This window comes from Myxococcus sp. CA039A (genome assembly GCF_013336645.1).
GTDB classification, from domain to species: domain Bacteria; phylum Myxococcota; class Myxococcia; order Myxococcales; family Myxococcaceae; genus Myxococcus; species Myxococcus llanfairpwllgwyngyllgogerychwyrndrobwllllantysiliogogogochensis.
The window spans coordinates 1-23,854 of record NZ_JABUMQ010000036.1 but is presented as its reverse complement, the minus strand read 5'-3'; the positions used below and the strand labels follow the sequence as shown (position 1 = coordinate 23,854).

At 68.8% G+C, this 23,854-nt stretch carries 19 protein-coding genes; 9 read left to right on the top strand and 10 right to left on the bottom strand.

Annotated features, from left to right (window positions below; translation table 11 throughout):
• The first annotated feature begins 9 nt into the window (after positions 1-9).
• On the top strand, positions 10-1,701 hold the full coding sequence (cysI, locus tag HR086_RS08640) for an assimilatory sulfite reductase (NADPH) hemoprotein subunit (RefSeq protein ID WP_174458401.1): 1,692 nt from the start codon (positions 10-12) through the stop codon (positions 1,699-1,701).
• A gap of 13 nt (positions 1,702-1,714) precedes the next feature.
• Here cysI and HR086_RS08635 read toward each other — a convergent pair whose 3' ends face one another.
• The 3 genes from HR086_RS08635 to HR086_RS08625 are packed head-to-tail and all read right to left on the bottom strand — an operon-like array spanning position 1,715 to position 4,625.
• Positions 1,715-2,311 (bottom strand): HD family hydrolase, encoded by a 597-nt coding sequence (locus HR086_RS08635; RefSeq protein ID WP_217441726.1) that lies wholly within the window; start codon positions 2,309-2,311, stop codon positions 1,715-1,717.
• Positions 2,312-2,370: 59 nt separating this feature from the next.
• Positions 2,371-3,429, bottom strand: coding sequence for an SDR family oxidoreductase (locus HR086_RS08630; protein ID WP_174465337.1), 1,059 nt, complete (start codon positions 3,427-3,429; stop codon positions 2,371-2,373).
• A complete protein-coding gene (locus HR086_RS08625) occupies positions 3,426-4,625 on the bottom strand; it encodes an MFS transporter (protein ID WP_174458402.1) in 1,200 nt (399 codons plus the stop codon). Before HR086_RS08625 ends, HR086_RS08630 begins: the two co-directional genes overlap by 4 nt.
• A gap of 106 nt (positions 4,626-4,731) precedes the next feature.
• On the opposite strand from HR086_RS08625, the gene HR086_RS08620 reads away from it, so the two are divergent.
• Positions 4,732-5,637, top strand: coding sequence for a LysR family transcriptional regulator (locus HR086_RS08620; protein WP_141644619.1), 906 nt, complete (start codon positions 4,732-4,734; stop codon positions 5,635-5,637).
• A 15-nt stretch (positions 5,638-5,652) separates the two neighbouring features.
• Here HR086_RS08620 and HR086_RS08615 read toward each other — a convergent pair whose 3' ends face one another.
• A complete protein-coding gene (locus HR086_RS08615) occupies positions 5,653-6,516 on the bottom strand; it encodes an NAD-dependent protein deacetylase (RefSeq protein ID WP_174465336.1) in 864 nt (287 codons plus the stop codon).
• A 153-nt stretch (positions 6,517-6,669) separates the two neighbouring features.
• Between HR086_RS08615 and HR086_RS08610 the strand changes: the two genes are divergently transcribed.
• The gene (locus HR086_RS08610; protein ID WP_174465335.1) at positions 6,670-8,931 is read left to right on the top strand and encodes a tetratricopeptide repeat protein; all 2,262 of its coding nucleotides are present in this window, start codon (positions 6,670-6,672) and stop codon (positions 8,929-8,931) included.
• A 41-nt stretch (positions 8,932-8,972) separates the two neighbouring features.
• Complete coding sequence (locus tag HR086_RS08605; RefSeq protein WP_174458492.1) at positions 8,973-9,440, top strand: GNAT family N-acetyltransferase; 468 nt, start codon at positions 8,973-8,975, stop codon at positions 9,438-9,440.
• Between the two features lie 376 nt (positions 9,441-9,816).
• On the opposite strand, the gene coaA is transcribed toward HR086_RS08605, so the two are convergent.
• Positions 9,817-10,767, bottom strand: a complete 951-nt coding sequence (gene coaA / locus HR086_RS08600) for a type I pantothenate kinase (protein WP_141644616.1) — start codon at positions 10,765-10,767, stop codon at positions 9,817-9,819.
• A gap of 64 nt (positions 10,768-10,831) precedes the next feature.
• A complete protein-coding gene (locus HR086_RS08595; protein ID WP_141644615.1) occupies positions 10,832-11,563 on the bottom strand; it encodes a M90 family metallopeptidase in 732 nt (243 codons plus the stop codon).
• 171 nt (positions 11,564-11,734) lie between these two features.
• Here HR086_RS08595 and HR086_RS08590 point away from each other — a divergent pair, with 171 nt between their 5' ends.
• The 4 genes from HR086_RS08590 to HR086_RS08575 all read left to right on the top strand — a co-directional run bounded on the left by HR086_RS08590 (position 11,735) and on the right by HR086_RS08575 (position 17,921).
• Positions 11,735-13,099, top strand: coding sequence for a BamA/TamA family outer membrane protein (locus HR086_RS08590; RefSeq protein WP_141644614.1), 1,365 nt, complete (start codon positions 11,735-11,737; stop codon positions 13,097-13,099).
• A 116-nt stretch (positions 13,100-13,215) separates the two neighbouring features.
• Positions 13,216-16,335: a poly(A) polymerase gene (locus HR086_RS08585; RefSeq protein WP_174461720.1), complete on the top strand. Its 3,120-nt coding sequence runs from the start codon at positions 13,216-13,218 to the stop codon at positions 16,333-16,335.
• Positions 16,336-16,435: 100 nt separating this feature from the next.
• Positions 16,436-16,891 carry a hypothetical protein gene (locus HR086_RS08580; protein WP_174458407.1) on the top strand — a complete coding sequence of 152 codons (456 nt, stop codon included), beginning with the start codon at positions 16,436-16,438 and terminating at the stop codon, positions 16,889-16,891.
• Positions 16,892-17,000: 109 nt separating this feature from the next.
• On the top strand, positions 17,001-17,921 hold the full coding sequence (locus HR086_RS08575; protein ID WP_174461719.1) for a hypothetical protein: 921 nt from the start codon (positions 17,001-17,003) through the stop codon (positions 17,919-17,921).
• 29 nt (positions 17,922-17,950) lie between these two features.
• On the opposite strand, the gene HR086_RS08570 is transcribed toward HR086_RS08575, so the two are convergent.
• The 4 genes from HR086_RS08570 to HR086_RS48410 form a co-directional block, all read right to left on the bottom strand.
• The gene (locus HR086_RS08570; RefSeq protein ID WP_174461718.1) at positions 17,951-18,745 is read right to left on the bottom strand and encodes a DNA polymerase beta superfamily protein; all 795 of its coding nucleotides are present in this window, start codon (positions 18,743-18,745) and stop codon (positions 17,951-17,953) included.
• The gene (locus HR086_RS08565; protein ID WP_174461717.1) at positions 18,742-20,037 is read right to left on the bottom strand and encodes a DNA polymerase beta superfamily protein; all 1,296 of its coding nucleotides are present in this window, start codon (positions 20,035-20,037) and stop codon (positions 18,742-18,744) included. The genes HR086_RS08570 and HR086_RS08565 overlap by 4 nt, the downstream gene beginning before the upstream one ends.
• A gap of 73 nt (positions 20,038-20,110) precedes the next feature.
• Positions 20,111-22,888, bottom strand: a complete 2,778-nt coding sequence (locus tag HR086_RS08560; protein WP_174465334.1) for a response regulator — start codon at positions 22,886-22,888, stop codon at positions 20,111-20,113.
• A 225-nt stretch (positions 22,889-23,113) separates the two neighbouring features.
• Entirely contained in the window at positions 23,114-23,389 is a 276-nt protein-coding gene (locus tag HR086_RS48410; protein ID WP_246137354.1) for an EF-hand domain-containing protein, read from the bottom strand.
• On the opposite strand from HR086_RS48410, the gene HR086_RS48405 reads away from it, so the two are divergent.
• Positions 23,367-23,854: hypothetical protein (locus HR086_RS48405; protein ID WP_254626251.1), on the top strand; the 488-nt coding region annotated here is incomplete at its 3' end. The two genes, HR086_RS48410 and HR086_RS48405, sit on opposite strands and share 23 nt — an antisense overlap.

Below are 23,854 nucleotides of genomic sequence, written 5' to 3'. Positions count from 1 at the left end.
AGCAATGACATGAGCACCCAGCCCAAGCCCCTCTCCGAAGTGGAGCACATCAAGGCGAACAGCCGCCTTCTGCGCGGAACGCTGGCGGAGAGCCTGGCGGACCCGGTGACGGGCGCCATCTCCACGCCGGACACCAGCCTCATCAAGTTCCACGGCAGCTACCAGCAGGATGACCGGGACCTCCGCGAGGAGCGTCGCCAGCAGAAGCTGGAGCCGGACTACAGCTTCATGCTGCGCACCCGGCTGCCCGGGGGCGTCTGCACCGCCGCGCAGTGGCTCGTCATGGACGGGCTGGCGCGCGAGCACGCCAACGGCACCCTGCGCATCACCACGCGGCAGGCCTTCCAACTGCACGGCATCCTCAAGGGCGACCTCAAGCCGACGATTGCGCGCATCAACGCCGCCCTCATCGACACGCTGGCCGCATGCGGCGACGTCAACCGCAACGTGCTGTGCAATCCCAACCCGGTGGACACCCGCGTGCATGAAGTGGTGTACGGCTGGGCGGTGCGCCTGTCCGAGCACCTGCTGCCCAAGACTCGCGCGTACTACGAGCTCTGGTTGGACGAGGAGAAGGTGGCCGGCGGCGAGGAGGAGCCCCTGTACGGCGCAACCTACCTGCCCCGGAAGTTCAAGGCCGCGGTCGCGGTGCCGCCCGAGAACGACGTGGACCTGTTCGCGCAGGACCTGGGCTACATCGCCATCATCGAGGACGGCGTCCTCCAGGGTTTCAACGTCGCGGTGGGCGGCGGCCTGGGCGCGACCCACGGTGACGCCAACACCTTTCCCCGGCTGGCGGATGTGCTGGGCTTCGTGCCTCCCGAACAGATGCTCGCGGTGGCCGAGGAGGTGCTGAAGATTCATCGTGACTACGGAGACCGGGGCAACCGCAAGCGCGCGCGCCTGAAGTACGTCCTGGAGGACCGGGGCGTCGCCTGGTTCACCGAGGAACTGGAGCGCCGCCTCGGCTTCAAGCTGGAGCCCACGCGGCCCTTCACCTTCGAGCACAACGGAGACCGCTTCGGCTGGAGGGAGGGCCACGACGGGCGCTGGCACCTGACGTTGCATCTGGACAGTGGCCGCGTGGCGGACCGGCCCGGCGCGCTCCACCTCACGGGGCTGCGCGAGATTGCCCAGGTGCATGCCGGCGACTTCCGGCTGACCCCCAATCAGAACCTCGTCATCGCTGGAGTACCCCCGGAGTCCAAGGAGCACATCGACGCGCTCGTCCGGGCCCATGGACTGGAGAGCTTCCGGACCGCCAGTCCGCTGCGGCGCAACGCGCTCGCCTGCGTGGCCCTGCCCACGTGCGCCCTCGCCATGGCCGAGGCGGAGCGCTACCTGCCGACCTTCGTGGAGCGCGTGGAGGGCCGCCTTCAGGCACATGGCCTCCAGGACGCCAACATCCTGCTGCGCATCACCGGCTGCCCCAACGGCTGCGCGCGCCCCTACCTCGCGGAGATTGGCCTCGTGGGCAAGGCCCCCGGTCGCTACAACCTCCACCTGGGCGGGGATGCCCGGGGCCAGCGCCTCAACCGACTGGTCCGGGAGAACATCGACGAGGCGACCATCCTCTCGGTGCTGGAGCCACTGTTCGCGGCGTATGCGAGCGAGCGACAGCAGGGTGAGGGCTTCGGCGACTATCTGGTGCGGGCGGGGCACGTCCCCGCGCCTCCGTCCCGCACACCTCAGGCCGCCTGAGCGACGCGCTCACTCACGCGCCGAACCAGCCACGCTGGCGGGCCTCTTCCAGACGGCCCTCCAGGTACTCCCACAGGGCGGGGCACCCCGCCTGGATGGGGGGCGCGATGCGTGCCACCACCCGCGCGTGACTGACACCGTTCTCCCGCCAGCTCTGTCCCTCGTTGGAGAGGTTCAGCAACACCGGCATCGCACGGTCCACCGCGTTCGCGTACCGGGCCTCGGGAGTCTCCGCCTGCTCGAACTCCTTCCAGAGCGCGAGGAACGCAGGGCCCTGGGGCGCGGGCAACAAACCGAAGATGCGCTCCACCGCGGCCAGCTCCGCCGCCTTGCGCTCCTTCCACCCGCCCTCCACGAACGCCAGCGTGTCGCCGGTGTCGATTTCGCCCACGTCATGCACCAGCAGCATCCGGACCACGCGGTCCTGGTCAATCCCAGGCGGAGCATGGTGGGACAGGGAGAGGGCCAGCATGGCCAATTGCCAGCTGTGCTCCGCGGAGTTCTCGTAGCGAGCAAGGCCCAACGGTTTGACCTTGCGCGTGACACCCTTGAGCTTGTCCAGCTCCAGGATGAAGCCGATGACCTGTTGCATTCCGTCGCCGTGAGCCATCCCCGGATTGTTCCCCACCCCCCAGGCCCGCTCAACCCCTGAAGCGCCACCCCGAGGAATCAGGGAATGACCTTCGCGCGGCGGAAGTCATCGAAGAGGCGCAGGAACATCGCCTCGGTGTCGACGAACTCGTGGAAGCCGAAGCGCCGCGCCTTGGTGCCGTCGGCGAACATGTCGTAGTCCCACGAGAAGACGAAGTCACCGAAGCGCCAGGAGGACACGTCCTGGTAGGAGTGGCCCGCCAGCCCGTGCTTCTCCGTCATCGCCTTCCAGAGCGGCGCCTTGTCCGCCATGACGACGTCGAGCGACATCTGCAGCGGAGGCGCCACCTCCAACCCGAAGTAGCGGGCAATCTTCGGCCACAGCTCGCTCCAGCGGAACAGGTCGCCATTGTTGATGTTGAACGCCTGGTTCGCGCAGCGCGCATCCGTCGCCGCCCACACCGTCGCCTTCGCGAGCAGCCCCGCGTCGGTCATCTCCAGCAGCGAGTGATACGCACCGGGCTTGCCAGGGAAGCGCAGCGGCAGCCCCAGCTCCTTGGAGATGGACGCATAGACTGCAATCACCAGGGCCAGGTTCATCGGGTTGCCGAGCGCGACGCCGCCCACCACCGACGGACGCAGCGCGGTCCACGTCCACGCCTTGCCCTTCTGCCGTTGCTCCAGGAAGCGCTGCTGGTCCACGTTGAACTCGGGCGGCATGTGGTCCGGGTCCGTCTCCCGAGCCGGCGTCTTGAAGGGCCCCAGGTGCGCGCCGTAGACCTTGTAGCCCTGCATGAGACTGACGTGGCGCAGGCCCGTGGCCACCGGCTCGATGGCGTCCACGACGTTGACGAGCATCGCCAGGTTGGGCGCGACAAGCTCCGCCCACGTCGGCCGCTCCTGGTACGCGGCGTAGAAGATGTGCGTCACATGGCCCAGGTTCGCCAGCTTCACGCGGCAGTCTTCCGCGTCGAGCAGGTCCACCTGCACGTGCCGCACGCGCTCGGAGGAAGGGCCGCCTCGCCGGGACAGGCCGATGACCTCCCAGTCACCCAGCGACTCGAGGTGCTCGATGAGGTTGCGACCGATGACACCCTGCGCGCCCACCACGAGGGCGACCTTGTTGACCGTGCTCATGACACTCCTCCTTGCAGCATTCGTTCGTTGGGAGCGCCGAGGCGGCGCTCGCGGGACTCCAGGCGCAGCGCCAGGAGGACGATGAAGATGGCGGACACCGGCACCAGCGCCGACACCCATGTGACGGCGCCCAGGCCCGGGCCGCGGTCGATGATGACGCCACCGAACCAGGCGCCCAGCGCGTTGCCCAGGTTGAAGGCTCCGATGTTGAGGCTCGACGCGAGGCTCTGACCGGCCCCTTCGGCCTTCTCCAGCACCCACATCTGAAGGGGCGGCACCGTGGCGAACGCGGCGGCGCCGAAGAGGCCGATGGCGATGACCGTGAGGACGCGGTCATGCAGGACGAACGTCATCCCGAACAGCACCAGCGCCAGCACCGCGAGGCTGCCGAGGATGGACGGCACCAGCCGCCGGTCCGCGAGCTTTCCGCCCACGAGGTTTCCCACCACCAGCCCACCGCCGAAGACGAGCAGGATGGGAGACACCGCCGTCGGTGAGAAGCCGCTGAGCCGCGTCAGGATGGGCGCGATGAAGGTGAACACGGTGAACACCCCGGCGAAGCCGAGCACCGTCGTCAACAGTCCCAGCAACACCGGCCGCCGTCCCAGAGCCCTCAAATCAGCGCGCCAGTCGTTCGCCTCTTGCGACGCCTCGTCACGCGGTACGAACAGCGCAATCACCGCCACGGCGAGCAGGCCAATCAGCGCCACGGCCCAGAACGTCGAGCGCCATCCGAGCGACTGCCCCAGCCACGTGCCCAGCGGCACACCGAGGATGTTCGCCACCGTCAGGCCGGTGAACATGATGGCGATGGCCGACGCGCGCTTGTCCACCGGCACCAGGCCCGTGGCCACCACGGAGCCCACGCCGAAGAACGTGCCGTGGGAGAGCGCGGTCAACACCCGCGCGGCCATCAGCGTGCCGTACGTGGGCGCCAGCGCGCAGCCGATGTTGCCCAGCGTGAAGATGACCATCAACCCCAGCAGCACGTGCTTGCGGGACCAGCGCCCCGTCAACACGGTCAGCACCGGGGCGCCGGCCACGACGCCCAGTGCGTAGCCGGAGATGAGCAGGCCCGCCGTGGAGATGGAGACCCCCAGGTCCGTGCCCACCTCCAGCAACAAGCCCATGATGACGAACTCCGTGACGCCGATTCCAAAGGCGCCCGCGGTCAATGCGAACAAGGCCAGCGGCATGATTCGCGGCCCTCCCGTGAAGAAGTTGGATGGGGCCTTGTATGGACGGGGCGAATTCGCTGCGGTAGAGCGACGTGCGGAATAGGACTTGTGAGTTCGGCTCACCATGGCTCGCCTGGACGTCAATCGCTTCGGAGAGATGGAAGTCTTCGTGAAGGTGGTGGAGCTGGGAGGCTTCTCCGCCGCGGCGCGAGCCTTCCGGATGACCCCCTCCGCGGTGAGCAAGCTGGTGGCCCGGCTGGAGCAGCGGTTGGGGGCTCGGCTGGTCAATCGCTCCACGCGCGCGCTCCAGCTCACGCCGGAAGGCTGCGGCTTCTATGAACGCAGCGTGCGAATCCTGGGTGAACTCGACGAGGCGGAGCGCGGTGCCGCCGCGAGCGACGAGCCCAGTGGGCGACTGCGCATCAACACCAACCCGGCCTTCGGGCGCTGCATCCTCATCCCCCTGCTCCCCGGCTTCTTCGCCCGATATCCGTCGGTGACGGTGGACCTCACGCTGACGGACAAGCTCATCGACCTGCTCGATGACCGCACGGATGTGGCCATTCGCCACGGGCAGCTCAAGGACTCCCAGCTCACCGCGCGCAGGCTCGGTGAGACGCGGATGGTCATCGTCGGCTCGCCGGACTACCTGAAGCGCCAGGGCGTGCCGAAGACTCCGGGCGAGTTGGCGTCACACAACCGGCTGGGCTTCAGCTACGCGCGCGCCATCGAGGGCTGGCCCCTGACGGAGTCCTCCTCGCAGCTCTCGCTGTCCCCGGTCGGCAACATCCAGGCGAGCGACGGTGAAGCGCTGCGACAACTGGTGCTGGCCGGAGTGGGCCTGGCACGGCTCGCGCGCTTCCAGGTGAAGGACGACCTGGACGAGGGCCGCCTCGTGGCCGTGCTGGAGGAGCACAACCCCGGCGACACGGAGGTCATCCATGCCCTCTTCCTCAGCCAGGGCGGACACCTGCCCGCGCGCGTGCGCGCCTTCGTGGACCACCTCACCACGCACGTGCGCCTGCCCTGACGGGTGACGACGCGCTCAGCTTTGCGCCAGCGCCTCGGCGATCCTGGGCAGCACGTCTCCAGCGCTCGCTTCCACGCGGAGGTCCGCCAGCTCCACGCCACGACACTCGCCCAGGTTGAGGATGGCGATGGGCACGTGGCGCTCCGCGGCGCGGACGAGGAAGCGATAGCCGGAGTAGATGGCGAGCGACGAGCCCACCACCAGCAGCGCGTCCCCTTCTTCCAGCAAGGCGAACGCCTCCGTCACCGTGGGCGCGGGCACATTGTCGCCGAAGAACACCACGTCCGGCTTCAGCGTCCCGCCACAGCGCACGCAAGCGGGCACCTGGAAGGACTGGAGCGCCTCCGACGACAGCTCCGCGTCACCGTCCGGCCGAAGCTCCAGCACCTGGTGGGAGAAGTCCGGGTTGAGCGCCAGCAGTCGCGCCTGCAGGTCGACACGCGCCTCCTGCGCTCCACAGTCCAGACAGCGCACGCGAGCCAGCGCGCCGTGCAGCTCGATGACGCGCGAGCTGCCCGCGGCGTGGTGCAACCGGTCCACGTTCTGGGTGATGAGGCCGGGGACATGTCCACCCTGCTCCAGCGCGGCCAGCGCCCGGTGAGCGGGGTTCGGGTGGGCGGAAGCGAAGCGGGGCCAGCCGAGCAGACTCCGGGCCCAGTAGCGGGCCCGCACCTCGGGGCGCTGGAGGAACTCCCGGTGCTGGATGGGATTGCGCGCCCGGGCCCGCGTGCCCGGCCCGCGATAGTCCGGGATGCCTGACTCGGTGCTGCAACCCGCGCCGGTGAGGACCACGGTGCGCCGTCCGCGCAGCAACGAAACCAGGGCGTCCACATCCTGGGCGGCCCCGGGAACGGGCGACGTCTGCGACAGAGGGGTCATGGCGGCCTAGGTATAATGGCCTCCCCGGCGGCTTGCCCAGACTCCCTGTCGGGCCCCCACCGCGACGCCCACCTCGCGGGCCAGGCCGGCGGTCGGGCCTCTGCTCGGCGCCCGTGTTAGAGTGGGCATCAGGGGCCAGTTCCGAGGAAGTACATGTACGCGTTGGTTCTTGTCCTGTTCTTCGCCTCCCAGGCTCCGGCCTCGGCGACCGAGCAGCCCCCTTTCCACGGCGCCCCCGGGCTTCAGGCCGCGTATGAGCAGGCTGACGCGGCCTTGCGGAACGACCAGCCGGAAGAGGCGTTGCGCAACTTCCACCGCTTGCTCGCGGATGCCCCCGAGCATCCCGCGACGCACTGGCTCCACGGGCGGCTTCGCCTCAAGCGAGGCCATTTCGCCGAGGCCGAGACGGCGCTGAGTCAGGCCCTCGCGCGCGGCATCGACCCGAGGCATCGCGAGGAGGTCGAAGGTCAGCTCGACGCCGTCCGACGGCACCTGTCGGCCATGGAGGAAGCGCGCCTGGGGATGTCGTCGGAGCACGGCGTGAACGCTCACGACCCGGAGTCGCTCTTCGACGCGGGGATTCGCTCCCTCGAGGCGGGCGAGGTCGAGGGTGCGCTGGCCCATGCACGGCGACTGACGGCGCTCGCGCCCTGGAATGGCGAGGGACATGCGCTGCTCGCCGTGATTCTGGAGACCCGGGGAGACAACGAGGCCGCGCGGGAAGCGGCCCGGCGAGCCCGTGAACTGGGCGCCACCCAGGGACTGCTGCGGGTCGTCGAGGAGCGGTTCGAGGACCGGCGCAGGGGGTGGCTGCTGGTGGGGATTCCCCTCGGGATGGCGCTGTTCCTGGGGTTGGGGCTGCTGCTCTCCTGGCTCGCGGGCCGAGCGTTGTCCTCGGCGCAGTTGGGCCGGCTCCAGGCGAGCGACCTGCACCTGCTGCGCGAGGAACAGACCGCGAGCGAGCGACTGGTGGACCGGCTCTACATCGCGGTGCTCTGGTTCTCGTCCCTGCTGTTCTACGTCGCCGTGCCGATGATGGTGGTGCTGACCCTGGCCGTGTTCGGAGGACTGCTCCTCGCCATGGCCATGATGCCCGTCATCCCGGTGAAGCTCCTGTTCATCGTGGTGATTGCCTGCCTCGGTGGAATCATCGGCATCTTCCGGGGCCTGTTCTTCCGTGACACCCAGCCAGACGAAGGCCGCGCGCTGAAACGCGAGGAGGCCCCGCGTCTCTTCGCCGCGCTGGAGGAAGTGGCGGACGTCGCGAAGTCGCGCAAGGTGGACCGCGTCCTCATCGACGCGGGCACGGGAATCGGCGTGAGTGAGCGAGGAGGACGGCTGAGGGTGCTGCTGGGACGTGGTGAGCGAGTCCTCCAACTGGGGCTGGGCGTCGTGCGACTGCTCACGGTCTCCGAGCTCAAGTCCATCCTCGCGCACGAGTATGGCCACTTCTCCCATGGTGAGACGCGGCTGACTCCCATCATCGGTCGCATCCAGATCCAGATGGTCCGCATGCTCCACGCCATCCAGGCGGCGGGCTGGGCCTCCATCAATCCGGTGTGGTGGTTCCTGCGCACGTACTTCTTCGTCCACCTGCGCATCACCGCCGGGCACGGACGCCGCAGGGAGCTGCTCGCGGACCGGGTGTCCGCGCTCGCCTATGGCGGCGACACCTTCGCTCGCGCGCTGACGAAGGCGGTGGAGGGCAGTGACGCGTTCAAGCGCGGAATGAGCGTGACGGTGGGTCTGCGCGCCACGGGAAGGCCCACGAAGGACCTGTTCCACACCATCGACGTGGTGGCCCGGGACACGCCGCTCGAGTTCCAGGCGTTCATGCATGCGCAGCTCTTCGCGTGCCCCGTGGACGCGTACGACACCCACCCGCCTCCGTCCGAGCGCATCGAACGCGTGGCGGGCCTCCCTGGCCACCGCCCTGTCGAAGACACGTCCGCGCTGACGCTGTTCGCCGATGGCGAAGCGCTCACGGACGAGCTGGGCGGCGAGCTGCTTTCGAACCTGGAGAACACGCTGGAGGGTCAGGGCCATGAGGCAGCCCCGCCCGTGGACGTGACGGACGAGGAGCGGGACCGCCTGGCCGCCGCCCTCGCCCTGCACCATGCGGCAGTCGTCCTGGGAGAACACCAGCACCCGGTCGCCTATCCCCTGCTTCAGGAGTCGGTGGGTCGACTCGAGCAGACCGCCGGTGAAAAACACCCGTATCTGGTGCCCCTGCTCACGGACCTGTCGAGGCTCCACGTCGAGCACCAGGCGCTCGACGCCGCGAGGCACGCGCTCCAGCGCGCCATCGACATCGTCCAGTCCCGGCCGGACCACGTGCGGCAAGAGGTGGATGCACTCAACGTGTTGCTGTCGGAGATTCCCCACGACACCAGAGCTGAGTCCCGCACCGCCTGAACCTCCGCAAGGAGCGAGCATCCGTGGTAGACGCCTTCCGCATGCCGAACTGGCAATGGAAGGCGTTCTCGGAGCTGACGTTGGACGAGCTGTATGACGTGCTCGCCCTGCGCCAGGAGGTGTTCATCGTGGAGCAGAAGTCGCTCTACCTGGACGTGGACGGGCTGGACCGGAGCGCCCTCCACCTCCTCGCCTTCGAGGACGCAGGCCCTCAGTCCTTCCTCGCAGCCTATCTGCGCATCCTCCCACCCGACGTGAAGTTCCCCGGCGCCTCCAGCCTGGGCCGCGTGGTGACGTCACCCAGGGCGCGAGGGCGTGGACTGGGACGAGAGCTGACGGCGCGAGGCATCACCCGGCTCGAAGCCCTCTACCCCGACGCGGACATCCGCATCTCCGCGCAGGACTACCTGCGGGCCTTCTACACAAGCCTCGGCTTCGTCGCCGAGGGTGACATCTACGACGAGGACGGCATCCCTCACGTCGAGATGGTCCGCCGCCCCCGACGCTGAGCAACGCCGCGTACACGCGCGACTGGAGCGCCTCACGCTACGTGTGACAGGCGCCGTGGTTTTCGCGCCCCCTGAAGCTCAAGGGGATGCCGTTGCTGGAGGCTCCGCGTCAGCGACCCGGAGGAGGTGTTCGGTGCCGTCCACTCGCACCGGACACTCGAAGCCCACCGGACGCCCGTCGGAGCCCGCGTCCGCCGCGAGACTCGGACCGGACAGAAGGGACAGCGCAAGCACCATCACTGAGCGGACCGTACGGCGAATCGAAGGGAGGGGCATGCGGTGACTCCCAATGTGTCGCTGAAATGTCCCAGACATACACTCCGGGCACAACCGCTCGCCAACCGCGGCCCCTCCACCGCGCGCTGACACGGGCGGACTACAGCTTGCGCAACCGCACGCGCTTCACCTTGTGGTCCGGTCCCTTGAGCAGGATGAGCCGGGCGCGCGAGCGAGTGGGCGCGATGTTCTGCGCCAGGTTGGGGCCATTGATGTCGCCCCACACGGACTCGGCCATCGTCACCGCCTCGTCCTTCGTCAGGTCGGAGAAGCGGCGGAAGTAGCTGCGCTCGTCGCGAAACGCCGTCTGCTGGAGCCGCAGGAAGCGGTCGACATACCAGCGGCGGATGTCCTGCTCGCTCGCATCCACGTAGATGGAGAAGTCGAAGAAGTCCGACAGGAAGGTGTGCGGCACCCGCTGTCCGGTGGCGCCGGACTGGAGCACGTTGAGCCCTTCCAGGATGAGGATGTCGGGCTGGCGGATGACCTTCGCCTCGTCGGGAACCACGTCGTAGACGAGGTGCGAGTAGACCGGCGCCGACACCTCTGGACGTCCCGCCTTCAGCTCCGCGAGCAGGCGCACCAGCGCGCGCCGGTCATAGCTCTCCGGAAAGCCCTTGCGCTTCATCAGCCCACGCTCGGTGAGGACGCGGTTGGGAAAGAGGAAGCCGTCCGTGGTGACCAGCTCCACGCGAGGATGGTCCGGCCACCGGCCGAGCAGGGCCTGGAGGATGCGGGCCGTGGTGCTCTTGCCCACCGCCACGCTGCCAGCGATGGCGATGATGAACGGCACCTTGCTCGTGGAGCCCCCCAGGAACGCCTGCTGCTCCATCCACAGCCGCTGGGCCGCGGCCACCTGGAGATTGAGCAGCCGGGACAGGGGCAGGTAGACGTCGGAGACCTCCTCCAGGTCCAGGTGCTCGCCCAGCCCCCGCAGACCGTCCAGGTCCTCCGTCGTGAGCGTCAGCGGCGTGGACGCGCGCAGCGCCCGCCAGGCTTCGCGCTCCAGCTCGACGAACATGGACACCGAGGGCGCAGCGGGTGCGGACATTGCGAGTCTCTCCTGCGGGTGCTGGATATCGCGCCTACCACAGCGGGGCGGGCCGCGCGCGGACTCAGGTGCCCGAGGCCGGGTCCCAGCCGTAGAAACGCTTCAGCTCTTCATACAAATCCGGCGTCTTCTCGCGCATCCGCGTGGGGCGCTCGAAGAAGTTCTCGGTCGCCACCGCGAAGAACTCCGCCTCGTTGACGGCGCCGTAGTCATCCAACACCTGGCGCTCCCGGGGGCGTCCCTCCTGGAGCCCATGGTAGTGCTCGCTCATCACCGAGGCCCAGGTCCGGTAGTGCGAATAGCTGCGCAGCTTCGGCGTCCCGTCGAAGGCCCCGTCCGCCCGGTCCAGGACGTGGGCGAACTCATGCGTGGCGGTGTCATGGCCGTCGTCCGGATTGCGCAGGCCCCCGAGCACCGCGGCCCAGGAGAGGATGACGGAGCCCCAGTTCTTGGCCTCGCCCAGCACCACACCGGTGCGGTCTGGCAGCAGGAAGGCATCGGGGTAGACGATGACTTCGCGCAGCCGGTCGTAATAGGCCAGGTCCAGGTGCACCACGAGCTGCACGGCGGTGGCGGACACGACGACGCGAATCTCGTCGGTGATTTCCAGTCCCCCGGCCCCGATGAACTCCTTCTCCCAGGCGAAGACCTTCAGCTTGGCGAGGAAGTCGTCGCGCAGCGCGGGAGACAGCGTGGCGAAGAAGGGCACTCGCGCGTCGAGGTAGCCGAGCCAGTCGGGAGGAAAGGGCCGACGCATGAGACGTCGGCGCCGCAGCTGACGAAAAATACCGGTCATCGGGTCGGCGCCCCGGGGGTCCCAGGGCTTCCTGGGGTCAGGCATAGCAAATGTTTCGCGGAAGTTCCTTGCCCACAGTCCGTGGCCCCACGAGGCACGGGGGGCGGTAGGGTGGGCCCCTATGGGTCCAGGCCGGCGGCCCCGATGCAGTCACGGGACGTGCGACGAGTCATGAGCAGACGTGTGGTGAAGTGGTGCGCGGCGCTGGGAATCGCCCTGTTGTCGGGGCAGGCGGACGCGCAGGGTCCGGGGCAGGTGGTGGACGAGGTCGTGGTGCGCGGCCCCGAGAAGACGCTGCCGGAGACGGTGCGCTCCTTTTCGCGCATCGACACCGGCGACGAAATCACCTTCGAGGAGCTGGACAAGGTGGAGCGGCGGCTGGTCGCCACCGGCCTGTTCCAGGAGGTGAAGGTGAGCCTGGAGCCCACGGCCCCCAACCGTGTGCGCCTCATCCTGGAGGTGGAGGACAAGGCGTCCTGGGTGGTGGCACCCACGTTCGCGCTGTCCTCGGACAACATCGGCGGCGGCCTGCTGTACGCGGAGAACAACCTCTGGGGCCGGGCCAAGAAGTTCGCGACGGCCGCGCAGGTGAGCACGGCGGAGAGCGGCATCTTCGCCGGCTACCTGGACCCGAACCTCTTTGGGTTGCCGCAGCTGCGGTTCAGCCTGGAGGGCCAGCTTCGCAGCGACCGCATGGACGAGTACCAGCCAGGAGCGGGCCAGGAGGACCCGGTCGTCGTTCGGCGCACGCGGCTCAACTCGGCGTCCATCTCGAGCGAGCTGGGGGTGATGCTCTTCGAGCGCGTGCGCGCCGCCGTGAAGTACCGGCTGATGAGCATCGACGCGAAGTCCCCGGACCCGGAGAAGGAGGTCACCACGCCCGCGTTCTCCATCGGACCCTCGCAGCGAGATACCTCCCTGCGCCTGATGGTGGGGATCGACACCCGGCAGAACCTCCACGCGGTGATGGAGGGCCTCAACCTGGAGGCCTCCTACGAGGTGTCCAACCCCGGCGTGTGGAGCGACTTCCGCTACCGGCGCTTCGGGTTGTTGTACCGCCATGGCCTGCGCCTGTTCGAAGAGCACAACCTGGTGCTGCGCGGTGAAGCCGCCGCGGGCGTGGACCTGCCCTTCCACCAGGAACTGGTGATGGGAGGCAACGGCCTGCGGGGCTTCGTCCACCGTCAGTTCCGAGGCGACACCCGGCTGTCCTTCACCGCCGAGTATCACTTCCCCCTCTTCACCATCCGCTCCCTGTCCTTCCGGGGCGTGGGCTTCTCCGACACGGGGCTGATGGCGTGGAGGGAGCTGCCCTCGGACGGCGAGCTGCGGGACGTGAATGGGCGAGTGGTGCGCGGCTACCTGCCCGACAGCCAGAGCGGACTGAAGGGCGCCACCCTGGCGCAGGGCCTGGGCGCGGGGTTGCGGCTCTATCTGCGCAACCTCGTGCTGCCCCTGGTGGGAGTGGACGCCGCCTACGGAGTCAACTCCGGGGAGTTCCGCTTCTATCTGGTGGCGGGGGTGAGTCCGACCTGAAGCAGACTGTCAGCCGGGCCGGCGGCGTGGCGTCAGGTGCGACGCGTCCGCTGGCCTCTCTCCGAAGCCTCAGATGTAGTCGGCGGAAGTCTCCCCTTCTCTTGTGAGTGCTCGCCATGTCCCAGGAACGCTTCACGACGAGCCGCGAGGTGTATCACCGCATCCGGTGGGACCCTCGCCTGGAGGCTCGCGAGTTCGTCATCGGCTACGACGCGCACGGCGAGGCCCTGGAGGAGATGCCCTTCGAGGCCTTCGTCCCAGACGGTGAGATTCCGTGGCACCGCGTCTGGTACTTCAAGCGTGGCCGCGAGGTGATGTGGGACCGCAAGGAACGCATCGACCGGCTGAGTCACACCGCGTCCCCTACCGAGGAGCCCGCGCCCGCACCGCGTCGCGCGAGCGCGGCTCCTGGCTTCACACCCCTCCCCTCCTATCGCTACGACACGCGCGCGGAGGAATGGAGGAAGGTGTCGCCCTCCCCGAACGAGGTGGCAGCGACACCGGACGTGCTCACCGTCGTCACGTTCAACGTCCTCTTCGACTTGTATGACGCGGAGAAGCTGGAGACCGAACGCAGGACTCCGGCGACGATGAACCTGTTGCGCGAGACGGATGCGGACGTCATCGCCCTCCAGGAAGTCACCACCTCCTTCCTGCAGGCCCTGCTCGATGAGCCGTGGGTACGTGAGCACTACTGGGTGTCGGACGGCCCGGAGGCGAACACGGTGGAGACCTATGGCCAGGTGCTCCTGTCGCGCGTGCCTTTCGCCTCGGTGTGGCAGCGCGTCTTCTCCCGGGACAAGCGCATCATCGCCGGCGAGCTGCGGGTGGCGGGCACTTCGCTGTGGGTCGCCACGCCTCACCTCACGAGCAACCGGGATGCGTCAGGCGCCGCCGCGCGAGGCGTGCAAGTCCAGGCGCTCGTCGACTGGGCTCGTGAGCTGACGGCATCGGCTGAAGGCGGTGCACCGGACATCGTGCTGGCCGGTGACTTCAACTTCGGAGAAGGAGAGCAGGAGGCGGACACCTTCACACGGGCGGGCTTCGTGGATGCGTGGCCCACCTTGCGGCCCTCGGAGACCGGGGAGACCTACAACCCCCTGCTCAATCCGCTGGCCGCGCTCACCACCGTCTCCGGTCGACTCCAACGACCGGACCGCGTGCTGGTGAAGTCTCCATCGGGTCGACTCGTTCCGGAGGCCGTTGGCCTCTTCGGCGAGGCCCCGCTGGCCGGGCCTCCGACTCCTTTGGGAGACGCGCTCTTCGCCTCCGACCACTTCGGAGTCCGCTGTGTCCTGGCGCGTGAGGTTTCCTCGCGGCCCAGCACCCTCCCGGGAGCGGAGCGACGGGTCCATCACACGGCCGTGGTGCTCATTCCACCCGAGGCCGCGTGGCCGCCCATCCAGGCCTTGCGCAAGAAGCACGACGCGAAGTTCGAGCGGTGGATGCCACACGTCACGCTGCTCTACCCCTTCCTCCCGGAAGAGGACTTCGACACCGCCGAGGCGGTGCTCGCGGAGACGCTCCGAGACATCGAGCCCTTCGACGTGACGCTCTCCTCTTTCGCCCACTTCGAGCACCGGGCCAATGCGACGGCCTGGCTCCGGCCAGACACCCAGCCCGAAGACGCGCTGGCGGCTCTGCACGCGAAGCTCGTGGCGGCCGTGCCCGAGTGCGCGCCCCCAACCCACGGATTCACACCGCACCTCTCCGTGGGACAGCTTCCACGCACGGGGGACGTGGAACTCGAACGGACGATCTCCTCGTGGGCCCGAGGCTGGCGTCCGGTGAGCTTCCGCGTGAACGAGGTCTGCATCATCCGTCGCAAGGGCGACACCCCGTTCGAAGTCGTGCGGCGAATTCCCCTGGGAGCATCCGCCCCGTCCCGGAAACCAGGGCCGGCGGAGTCGCAGGCGGCGGCCGGGCAGGAAGACACCCCGCTGCGCGCGGTGCTCGCGACCCTGTGCGCCCAAGCGACCGATGCGTCACGTGCGTCCAGACTCCAGGCGGTGAAAGGCCTCAAGGAGCTCTGCGAACGCGTGGGCACCACGCTGCATCCCTATGGCTCATCGCTGCTCGGCACGGATGGACCGGACAGCGACGTGGACGCGGTGGCCATTGGCCCCGCCACCCTCTCCCGTGAGGATTTCGCGCATGCACTGCTTCGAGAGCTGGAGAAGCAGCCGCCCTCCGCATCGGGCTCCGCGCGATTCGTGGCCGATGCCGCCATTCCCCTGGTGAAGCTGTCACTGGGAGGCGTGAGCTTCGAGGTGTCCTACGCCAGCCGTCCCGAAGGCGTGGCTCCTTGCGAGCCCTCGACGCTGCTGTCGCTCCATGGAGAGGAGCTGGATGTTGCGGGACTCCGCTCCGTCCTGGGACTCGCGGACATGCAAGGCGTGCTGGAAACACTGGGCGAGGACGAAGGACAGCGCGAGCGCTTCCGGACCCTGCTTCGCGCGGTGAAGACGTGGGCCAAGGCCCGGGGCGTCTACTCGCATGCGCTCGGCTATCTCGGCGGGCTGTCGTGGACGGTGCTCGCGACGTGGGCCTTCACGAGGGCGGCGCCGGGCACGGTGAAGACCGACGCGGAGCTGCTCGCCCACTTCTTCGGGACCTTCGCCACCTGGCCCTGGCCACAGCCCGTGGCCCTCACGCCGGAGCTGGCGCGCTATCGTCCGGATGGCAAGCGAGACCTGCTGCCCGTCATCGCCCCGGCCGCACCCGCGCGGAATACGGCGCGCAATGTGTCGCGCTCCACGTTCCGCGTCCTCCGCGATGAGTGGATGCGCGCTCGAGCGCTCGTGGCGGAAGCCCGCGCGGCGGGTACGACTCTCGCGTGGGAGGCGTTGTTCCAACCTGTCGACACCGCCCAGGACCTGCCCACGCGGCTGCGCCTGTCCGTCGAAGCACGCTCCGTGGAGGACCACGAAGTCGCCGTGGGCTGGGTCCTCGGCCATCTCACGGCCCTGGTGTACCGGCTGGAGGGAGACCGGCGGCTCTCCGTACGCCCGCTTCAGGCCACACCCGCGAAGGGCTCTTTCGTCATCGGCCTGAGCACCCGGGATGCGCAAGATGCGGGCGCGCTGGCCTGGAAGGCGGGCAGCCCGCTGGTCGAGGCCGTGGAGTCCTTCCGCGCATCCTTCCTGGAGTGGGCGCACCGTCCCGAAGGCACCGTGCTCCAGGTGGAGTTTCTACGGGGAAACAACAGGGGCGGATTGGACTCACAGGCCTCGTAACGCGTTGCACCAGCCGCGACCTCATGTCACGAATTGGAAAGGCCAGACCTTTCCATGAGAGCAACGACCAGGCTCCGCGCCTCCTTTTCCAGGAGGCTGTATGAGCAAGCGTTGGAGTGGTGTGACGGCCACCGTGGTGGCCTCACTGGTCCTGCTGGCGTGCGGCGGCATCGCGACGGAAGCCGACGACTCGGCGGTCGCAAAGCTCGAGCAGCAGTCCGCCGAGGCGGGCCTTGGCCACCAGTGCGGCGATCGCGAATGCGATGGGAACGAGCGCGTCACCTGTCCTTCGGACTGCCCGGCCTCTTGCGGCAATGGCATCTGTGAAGTGGGCGAGAATCAATCGACGTGTCCCACCGACTGTGGATATTCGCCGTACTGTGGCGATGGTGTCTGCGGCGCGGGCGAGAACTGCCCGGTGGACTGCGGCCCCGTGTGTCTCACGCCCAAGGCAATCACCCCTCCGCCCCAGGATGAAAACTTCATCCACGTGTGCGGCGACGGCTATTGCGAAGTGTCTGAGTACAGCAACTGCCCCAGGGACTGCTGCTCCTAGCGCGGACCAGTCGGGGCACCCGCCCGGCACCTCCCCCGCCACGTCCTGCGAACAACTCCCGGAGTGAGTTAGACTTCACATCAGGTCATCTTCTCCGGGGGGTCCTGTCTTGGCGGAAACCTATCGTGTCGCGAAGCTTCCCATCCGACTTCGCGGCTTCGTGGAGCCAGACACAAACGCGCAGTTCGAGGGCTACGTCGAGCCAGGCACCTACTTCGTCCTGGACGAGCGCCTCGGTTTTCCGACGCCCGACACGGACTACGTGCGCCTGGAAGTCCCGACGTTGGGCGCGCTGGACACCTGGATTTGCGTGCGTTGGCGGACCCAGCGCTACGCGACCGTCGTCCAGCAGGAGAAGCCGCCTCCGGCCGTAAGGCTGCCTTTCGACGACGAGCCACTGGCCGTGGCCGAGGACCGGCTCGTCGCGCTCCTCGGCGGGCTGCGCGACTACCGCTACGACCCGGACAAGGCCTACTACCCGTGGACGCTGCCAGGCATTCGCGTCCCCCTGGGGCCTCCCCGGTTCAACAACTGCTGCACCTTCGTGGAGGCCCTCACCGTGAAGGCCTTCGCCGATGCGCACGGCGCGGCCTTCGCCTGGGACTCCCGCCGTCACCGACAGATGATGATTGCCTCCGCGGAGGATAACTTTTCCCCCGTCACCTCCGCCGTCGAGAGCGGCATGGCCATCCCGCCTCCGTCAGCGGACGTGCCACCCCACCCGTGGACACTCATCCAGGGCTGGCGAAACCAGTGGCGCTCCGGCCACACGCTCCTCGTCGTGGACCACCACCCCGCGACGGACAAGGTCCTGGTCCTCGAGTCCAACTGCGCCTTCGGGCTCGACGGCGTCGGCTACCGGGGCATCGGCAACCTGCGGGACAAGGGCATCCAGCCGCCCGCGGCGTGGTGGAAGCTGCCGGACGTGTGGACGTGGCGCCAGCTCTGCTCGACCTACCTGTTCAAGCAACAGGCCTGGCTCAAGGTCAAGAACCGCTCCCTGTCGCGGCTGTCACCCACCGACCCCTGAGGCCCACGGCGCGGCGCGTGGCCCGTGCCTCACGACACGGCCACGAACCGCCTGCGTCGCAGGTCCAGCATCCACGCCTCCAGCGCGTCCACCGCCGCCTGGGAGGGCTCCTCCGGCAACACGGAAGCCTCCAGGGCGGCATCGAGCACTTCGAAGGAGCGGGCCACGTCGGCGCGCCACTTCGCGCTGAGCGATTCGGGCAGTTCGGACTTCTCCCCGCGTCGCTTCTGCTCCACCAGTTCGTGCGCCTCCGCGAAGCCGTGGGAATCCAGCAGCTCGGTGACATCCGTCTCCACCTCGCCGGTGCGCAGCGCGTGCGTCCCGGTGAGCGTGGTGCGCAACACGTAGAGGAGCTTCTTCGCGGAGCGAAAGCCGCTCTTCTCCCACTCCCGGAGCTGACCGTAGGCGAAGCCCCGGTAGTGCCGGTGCACCCGACGCGACAACACGCCGCGCACCAGCGGCTGAAGGGCCTCCAGCTCCGGGGAGACCCGCACGGGAATGGCCCCCAGCAGGCGCTCCAGGTAGTTGCCATTGCCCTGCAAGAGTCCCTGGAGCACGGGCTGGAGTTCGTTGGACGAGTAGTCCACCTCCACTCCGTCCACCACCTGGAGCCGCTCGGCGTTGAGCTGCCGGGGTTGCAGGCCCAGCAAAAGCGCCGTGGGCGCGATGTGGATGGACTTCAGGTCCAAATCACTGTCCGGCGAGGGAAAGCCATACGCATGCGCACCCGACAAGGACACCACCAGGTGCTCTCGCTTCGCGGACTCCTCGTCGAGCACGCCGTCCGCCACCTTCCGCTCGTGCTCCGTCATGGCGCCCTTCATTCCGAATCCCTCCACTCCGTCTCCGGGGCCTCGGGCGCCTCGCGCCCCAGCGGTCCCGGTGTCTTCAACACCCAGCGTCGCGCCACCTCGGCCCCCACGCGTCGCAACAGTCGGTCCGCGCGCGCGTAGTCGGGATGCTCCGGCAGTCGACTCTCCCGTCGCGCCGCCTCCAGCTCCGGCGCCATCGCCTCCGCGTCCCGCAGCACGTCATCGAGCGGCACGCTCCCCGCCTTGATGTCCAGCAGCCGTGCCTTCAGTGCGCCCGTCGCTTCGAAGACGGGCTCGCCATGGCGCAGCCAGCCCGTGGCCGTGGAGATCAACCGCAGCAGGTTGTACGCGTTCTTCGGCCGCAGCTCCCGCGCGGAGGGAGGACGCTGCCCCCCACCCCGGGCATAGGCCGTGAGCGCCGCGAAGTCGTTCGCCGTCAACAACCCCTGGTCCCACAGCGAGCGGTAGAGCTGCTTCACGTACGTCTTCGCCGCCAGCAGCGCGTCCTGCTGCGTGGGCGCTTCACGCGGAGACACCTCGGACAGGCGCCGCGCCACCTCGTCCAGGTTCGGCGCGGGCTCCTCGCACAGCCACTCCAGCAACAGGTCCCGGTGCTCGGCCAGCCGCTGGCTGCGCGTGAGCTTGTCCAGCTGACTCATGGCGTAGCGCCCGAAGCTGCCGAAGATGGCCTGCGAGGCGAACGCCTCACGCTCCGCGAGGAACCACTCGCCCAGTTCGTCCAGCGCCCGGGCTCCCGGCACGAACAGCGTCTCCAGCGTGTTCGGGTCCGCCCGCAGCGCCTGCTCCACCGTCTTGCGCGTCTCCCAGTAGGTGCTGCTGCCATCGGCGCTCACCAGGTCCATGGGCGCTTCGACCAGGCCGAAGGTCCACGAGAGCGGCAGCGCGAAGACGCCACGCACGTCCACGTCGGACTGGGCGTTCGCCAGTCCCCACGCATGGCTGCCCACGCGCGTCTCCAGCACCACGCAGGGCACCAGGGACTGCCACGCCGCCTCGCGACGCCGCGCGAACTGGACCTGCCCCGGACGACGAGGCACCAGCTCCTCACGCGTGAACCAGACCTCGCCCACGCCGACAATCTGGATGTCGAGCCCGCCATCCCGGGCGCGCACCACGCGCCCCACCACACCCTGCGGAATGCGGCGCCCGCCCGAGGCCAGGCGCTCCACGCGCGTCGTCACCTCGGTGCCGTGCGGCAAGGGCACCGACAGCCGGTCCACCTGCTCCAGCCCCCGGATGCGAGAAGTCCCCGAGTGGGGAGGGTCCGTTGGAGAGTCGCTCATCGTTCACCTCGAAGTGGAAGTCGCGGTCGGCCAGGGACGGCGCGAAGCCCGAGGGGCTGACCACCCCGTCGGCTCAGCTCCGGGGCACCGTCGTCCCGATGCTCTCACGCAGCCGGGACAGCAGCCTGCGAGCCGTCTCCAGCTCCGCCCGGCAGCGGTCCAGGCGCTCCGCCATGTCGGCGACCTCGCCCGCGTCCGCGCGCAATTCGATGTCCCGGCACTGCGCCTCCAGCCCCGAGGCGCCGAACCACGCCGCGTTGGACTTGAGGGTGTGCGCCGCGCGGCTGACATCATCCAGCAGCCCATGCCGCAACGCCGTGTACGCGTCTTCGAGCAGGGCCGGCATGCTGAGCAGCGCGGTGTCGATGAGCTCCGGGAGGATGTTCCCCGCCTGGGTGCCCAGCTCCCGCCACAACCGCGCCAGCGCGGCGGGCTGCAGGCCGGGAATGCGCGCCGCCACCGGCACGATGTCCTCGTCGAGCGGCGCGTCCACGAGCGCGCCACGCTCGGGTCTGGAGCGCGTGCCGCCCTGCGGCCGCGGCGTCTGACAGCGCACCAGCGCGGCGGTCAGCGCCTCCACGCGGATGGGCTTGGCAAGGAAGTCATCCATCCCCGCCTCGAAACACTGCTCGCGGTCGGAGTCCATCGCGTTGGCCGTCATCGCGATGACCCATGGCTGCACGTTGGGCGGCAGCTCCTGACGCAGCCGACGCGTGGCCTCCAGCCCATCCATCTCCGGCATCTGCAGGTCCATGAGCACCACGTCGAAGCGCTGACGCATGGCCCACTGGAGCGCCTCGCGACCATTGGACGCGGCCTGCACCGGATAGCCCAGTCGATCCAACATCAGGCTGGCCAGCCGCTGATTGGTGGGGTTGTCCTCCGCCAACAGGATGCGCAGGGGCACGCGGTCTCCCGGACGGTCCCTGGGGATGGGCGCCCCCGTGGCGGCGGACTCCGCGCGAGCCCGGGCCACGTCCTGGGAGAAGCAGGACATCAACGTGTCATGGAGCTGGGAGGCTTTCATCGGGCGGGACAGCACCCCTGTGAAGAGGCCCGGCGGCGGCACCGCGCGACGACCGGGCGAAGTGAGCAGCAACAAAGGCAGCGCCCGCAGGTCCTCGCGCTCACGGATGCGCGCGGCGAGCGAAGGCCCGTCCAACCCCGGCATCTGATGGTCGATGAGCACGACGTCGAAGCCCGCGCCTGGCTGGAGCTTCGCGAGCGCCTCCATCCCCGAGCCCGCCTCCACCGGCACCGCGCCCCAGGTCTGGAGCTGCCGGCCGAGGAGCCGCCGGTTGATGGCGTTGTCGTCGACGATGAGCACGCGCCGGCCTTGCAACAGCGGCTGGTCCGCGCGCAGGTACCCGGCGGTCGTCTGCGGCGCGGCCTGCACGGTGAGGGAGAAATGGAACGTGGCGCCCTTGCCCGGCACGCCCTCGCTCTCCACCCAGATGCGTCCACCCATCGCCTCCACCAGGCGCTTGGAGATGGCGAGCCCCAGGCCCGTGCCACCGAACTTGCGCGTCACCGAGACGTCCAGCTGATTGAAGGGCTGGAAGAGTCCCTTCTGCTTCTCCTCGGTGATGCCGGGCCCCGTGTCCTGCACGGAGAAGGTGAGTTCCCAGGGAGCGTCCGGAGCCTCCTTGCGGCGCGCGCCATCCACGGAGACGACGGCGCCGCCGGACTCGGTGAACTTGAGCGCGTTGCCCACGAGGTTGAGCAGCACCTGACGCAGCCGCGAGGCATCGCCCATCACCACCTGCGGCACCTGCGGCGAGATATCCGCGCCCAGGTCCAACCCCTTCTCGCTGGCGCGCACCGCGAGCAGGTCCAGCACCGACTCCACGCACTGCCGCAGGTCGAACGGGTGCGGGTCCGTCTCGAAGCGGCCCGCTTCAATCTTGGAGAAGTCCAGCACGTCGTTGAGCAGCGTGAGCAACGCCTCGCTGCTCTGACGGATGGTGGAGATGAACTCCCGCTGCTCCACCGTCAGGTGAGTGTCCAGCATCAGCCCCGTCATGCCGATGATGGCGTTCATCGGCGTGCGAATCTCGTGGCTCATCGTCGCCAGGAACAGGCTCTTGGCCTGGTTGGCGGACTCGGCCGCCTGGCGCGCGCGCTGGAGGTCGGTGATGTCGTGGTAGATGGCGATGAAGCCCAGTTGCCGTCCGCCCACCGACACCGGCAGCGCGAGCAGCTCCACGTCGACGATGGTGTGGTCCTTGCGCAGCCGCCGGGTGACGGAGTGCACGCGGCCTCGCTGCGTGACATCTCGCTGCGCCTTCTTCGCGTCGGGGAGGACGGTCTCCTCCGTGGCGACGAGGTCGAAGATGTGTTTGCCCAGCGCCTCCTGCGGCGTGTACCCGAAGAGGCGCTCGGCGGCGGGGTTCCACGAGAGCACGATGAACTGGCGGGTGATGGTAACGATGGCCACCGGGCTGTTGCGCACCACCGCCTCGAAGAACTCCTTCTGCTGGCGGATGGACGCTTCCACCTCCAGGCTTCCGCGCATGTCCTGGAGCTGGAGCACCCAGCCGAGCGGGGCGCCTTGCGCGTCCACCTGGGTCAGCGTCTGCACGCGCAGGTAGTACGCGGGCCCCGTGCCACCCGGACGCTGCCCGGCGAGCTCCGTCTCATGGGGCGTGTCCGGCGAGCCTCGCGTGTCCGGGGGGCGCCAGCCCGACAACAGCCGCGTCACCGCCATGCCCACCAGCTCCGCGCGGGGGCCGAAGATGCGCTCCGCCGCGCGGTTGACCTCCTGGATGAGGTGCGTGGCGTCGAGCACGAGCACCGCGTCGCGCGCGTGCTCGAAGACGGTGGAATGTGCTCTGGACGCCAGGTCGGTCACCGTTCCCCCTCCCGTCGCGAGTGTAGGTCAGCTCGGCCCCCCGTCACTATTTAGGGGCGCTCGAACAGATGATGGACCCCACCATTCCCAAAAAGAGGGCTCGTTGGGAGCCGCTCCCCGTGGGCCTGGGTCCTCTCCAGGTTGAACCCGGCCGGTGACCGCGCACTCGCCAGTCACCTTCCGCCCCGGAGAGGGCCCTGCGCGGCGGACGTGCTTCGTTGCCTGCTAGCGGCTGGTCCACCACACCTTGAACTGGCTCCAGGAGATCTTCCCCGTGCGGTCCGTGTCGACGATGTCGACGGCGATCTCCAGCTCCTCGTCCGTGACGTTCTGCCCGAGCGCTTCCAGCAGCCGCGCGAACTCGGTGCGCTCAATCGAGCCGGTGCGGTTGCGGTCGTAGCGCTGGAAGATGTCGAGCAGCTCGTTGCCGGAGCTGGTCAGCTCGTCCACCGCCGCGTGGACGGGCGCCAGGGGCTGGATGCCGGCGGATGAGGTCTCCACCTCCTCGACGAAGGGCGAGCCCGTGGCGGGGCGCTCGTCCCAGGCAACCGAGGTGACCTCGACGGACGGCGACGCGGGCGCCTTCCGGGAGACCGCGCGCCGGGGCGATGGGGACGTCGAGGTCCTGCCTCCGCTCGAAGGCACGGACGTCGTCGTCTTCGCGGCACTCGTGCGCGCCGTGCCCTTCTTCGCGGCGCTCTTTCGTGTCGCGCCTGTCTTCGCCGTGCTCTTGCGCGCCGCACCCTTCTTCGCGGCGCTCTTTCGAGTCGCGCTCTTCTTCGCGGGGGCCTTCCGTGTCGCGCTCTTGCGAGTCGCGGCCTTCTTCGGGGTGGAGGCGCGCCGGGATGACTTCTTCGCAGCACTGGTCTTGCGTTTCTTCGTCGCCATGGGTGACTCCTCCTGGGCGGCGCGCATCGTAGCGCTCTCCCGGTGCGGGTCGGCAGCCCCCTGCGTGCAGGTAAGCCC

Coding starts and splice junctions, on each gene's coding strand:
- cysI (WP_174458401.1), top strand. CDS start 10: ATGAGCACCCAGCCCAAGCCCCTCTCCGAAGTGGAGCACATCAAGGCG.
- HR086_RS08635 (WP_217441726.1), bottom strand. CDS start 2,311: ATGGCTCACGGCGACGGAATGCAACAGGTCATCGGCTTCATCCTGGAG.
- HR086_RS08630 (WP_174465337.1), bottom strand. CDS start 3,429: ATGAGCACGGTCAACAAGGTCGCCCTCGTGGTGGGCGCGCAGGGTGTC.
- HR086_RS08625 (WP_174458402.1), bottom strand. CDS start 4,625: ATGCCGCTGGCCTTGTTCGCATTGACCGCGGGCGCCTTTGGAATCGGC.
- HR086_RS08620 (WP_141644619.1), top strand. CDS start 4,732: ATGGCTCGCCTGGACGTCAATCGCTTCGGAGAGATGGAAGTCTTCGTG.
- HR086_RS08615 (WP_174465336.1), bottom strand. CDS start 6,516: ATGACCCCTCTGTCGCAGACGTCGCCCGTTCCCGGGGCCGCCCAGGAT.
- HR086_RS08610 (WP_174465335.1), top strand. CDS start 6,670: ATGTACGCGTTGGTTCTTGTCCTGTTCTTCGCCTCCCAGGCTCCGGCC.
- HR086_RS08605 (WP_174458492.1), top strand. CDS start 8,973: ATGCCGAACTGGCAATGGAAGGCGTTCTCGGAGCTGACGTTGGACGAG.
- coaA (WP_141644616.1), bottom strand. CDS start 10,767: ATGTCCGCACCCGCTGCGCCCTCGGTGTCCATGTTCGTCGAGCTGGAG.
- HR086_RS08595 (WP_141644615.1), bottom strand. CDS start 11,563: ATGACCGGTATTTTTCGTCAGCTGCGGCGCCGACGTCTCATGCGTCGG.
- HR086_RS08590 (WP_141644614.1), top strand. CDS start 11,735: ATGAGCAGACGTGTGGTGAAGTGGTGCGCGGCGCTGGGAATCGCCCTG.
- HR086_RS08585 (WP_174461720.1), top strand. CDS start 13,216: ATGTCCCAGGAACGCTTCACGACGAGCCGCGAGGTGTATCACCGCATC.
- HR086_RS08580 (WP_174458407.1), top strand. CDS start 16,436: ATGAGCAAGCGTTGGAGTGGTGTGACGGCCACCGTGGTGGCCTCACTG.
- HR086_RS08570 (WP_174461718.1), bottom strand. CDS start 18,745: ATGAAGGGCGCCATGACGGAGCACGAGCGGAAGGTGGCGGACGGCGTG.
- HR086_RS08565 (WP_174461717.1), bottom strand. CDS start 20,037: ATGAGCGACTCTCCAACGGACCCTCCCCACTCGGGGACTTCTCGCATC.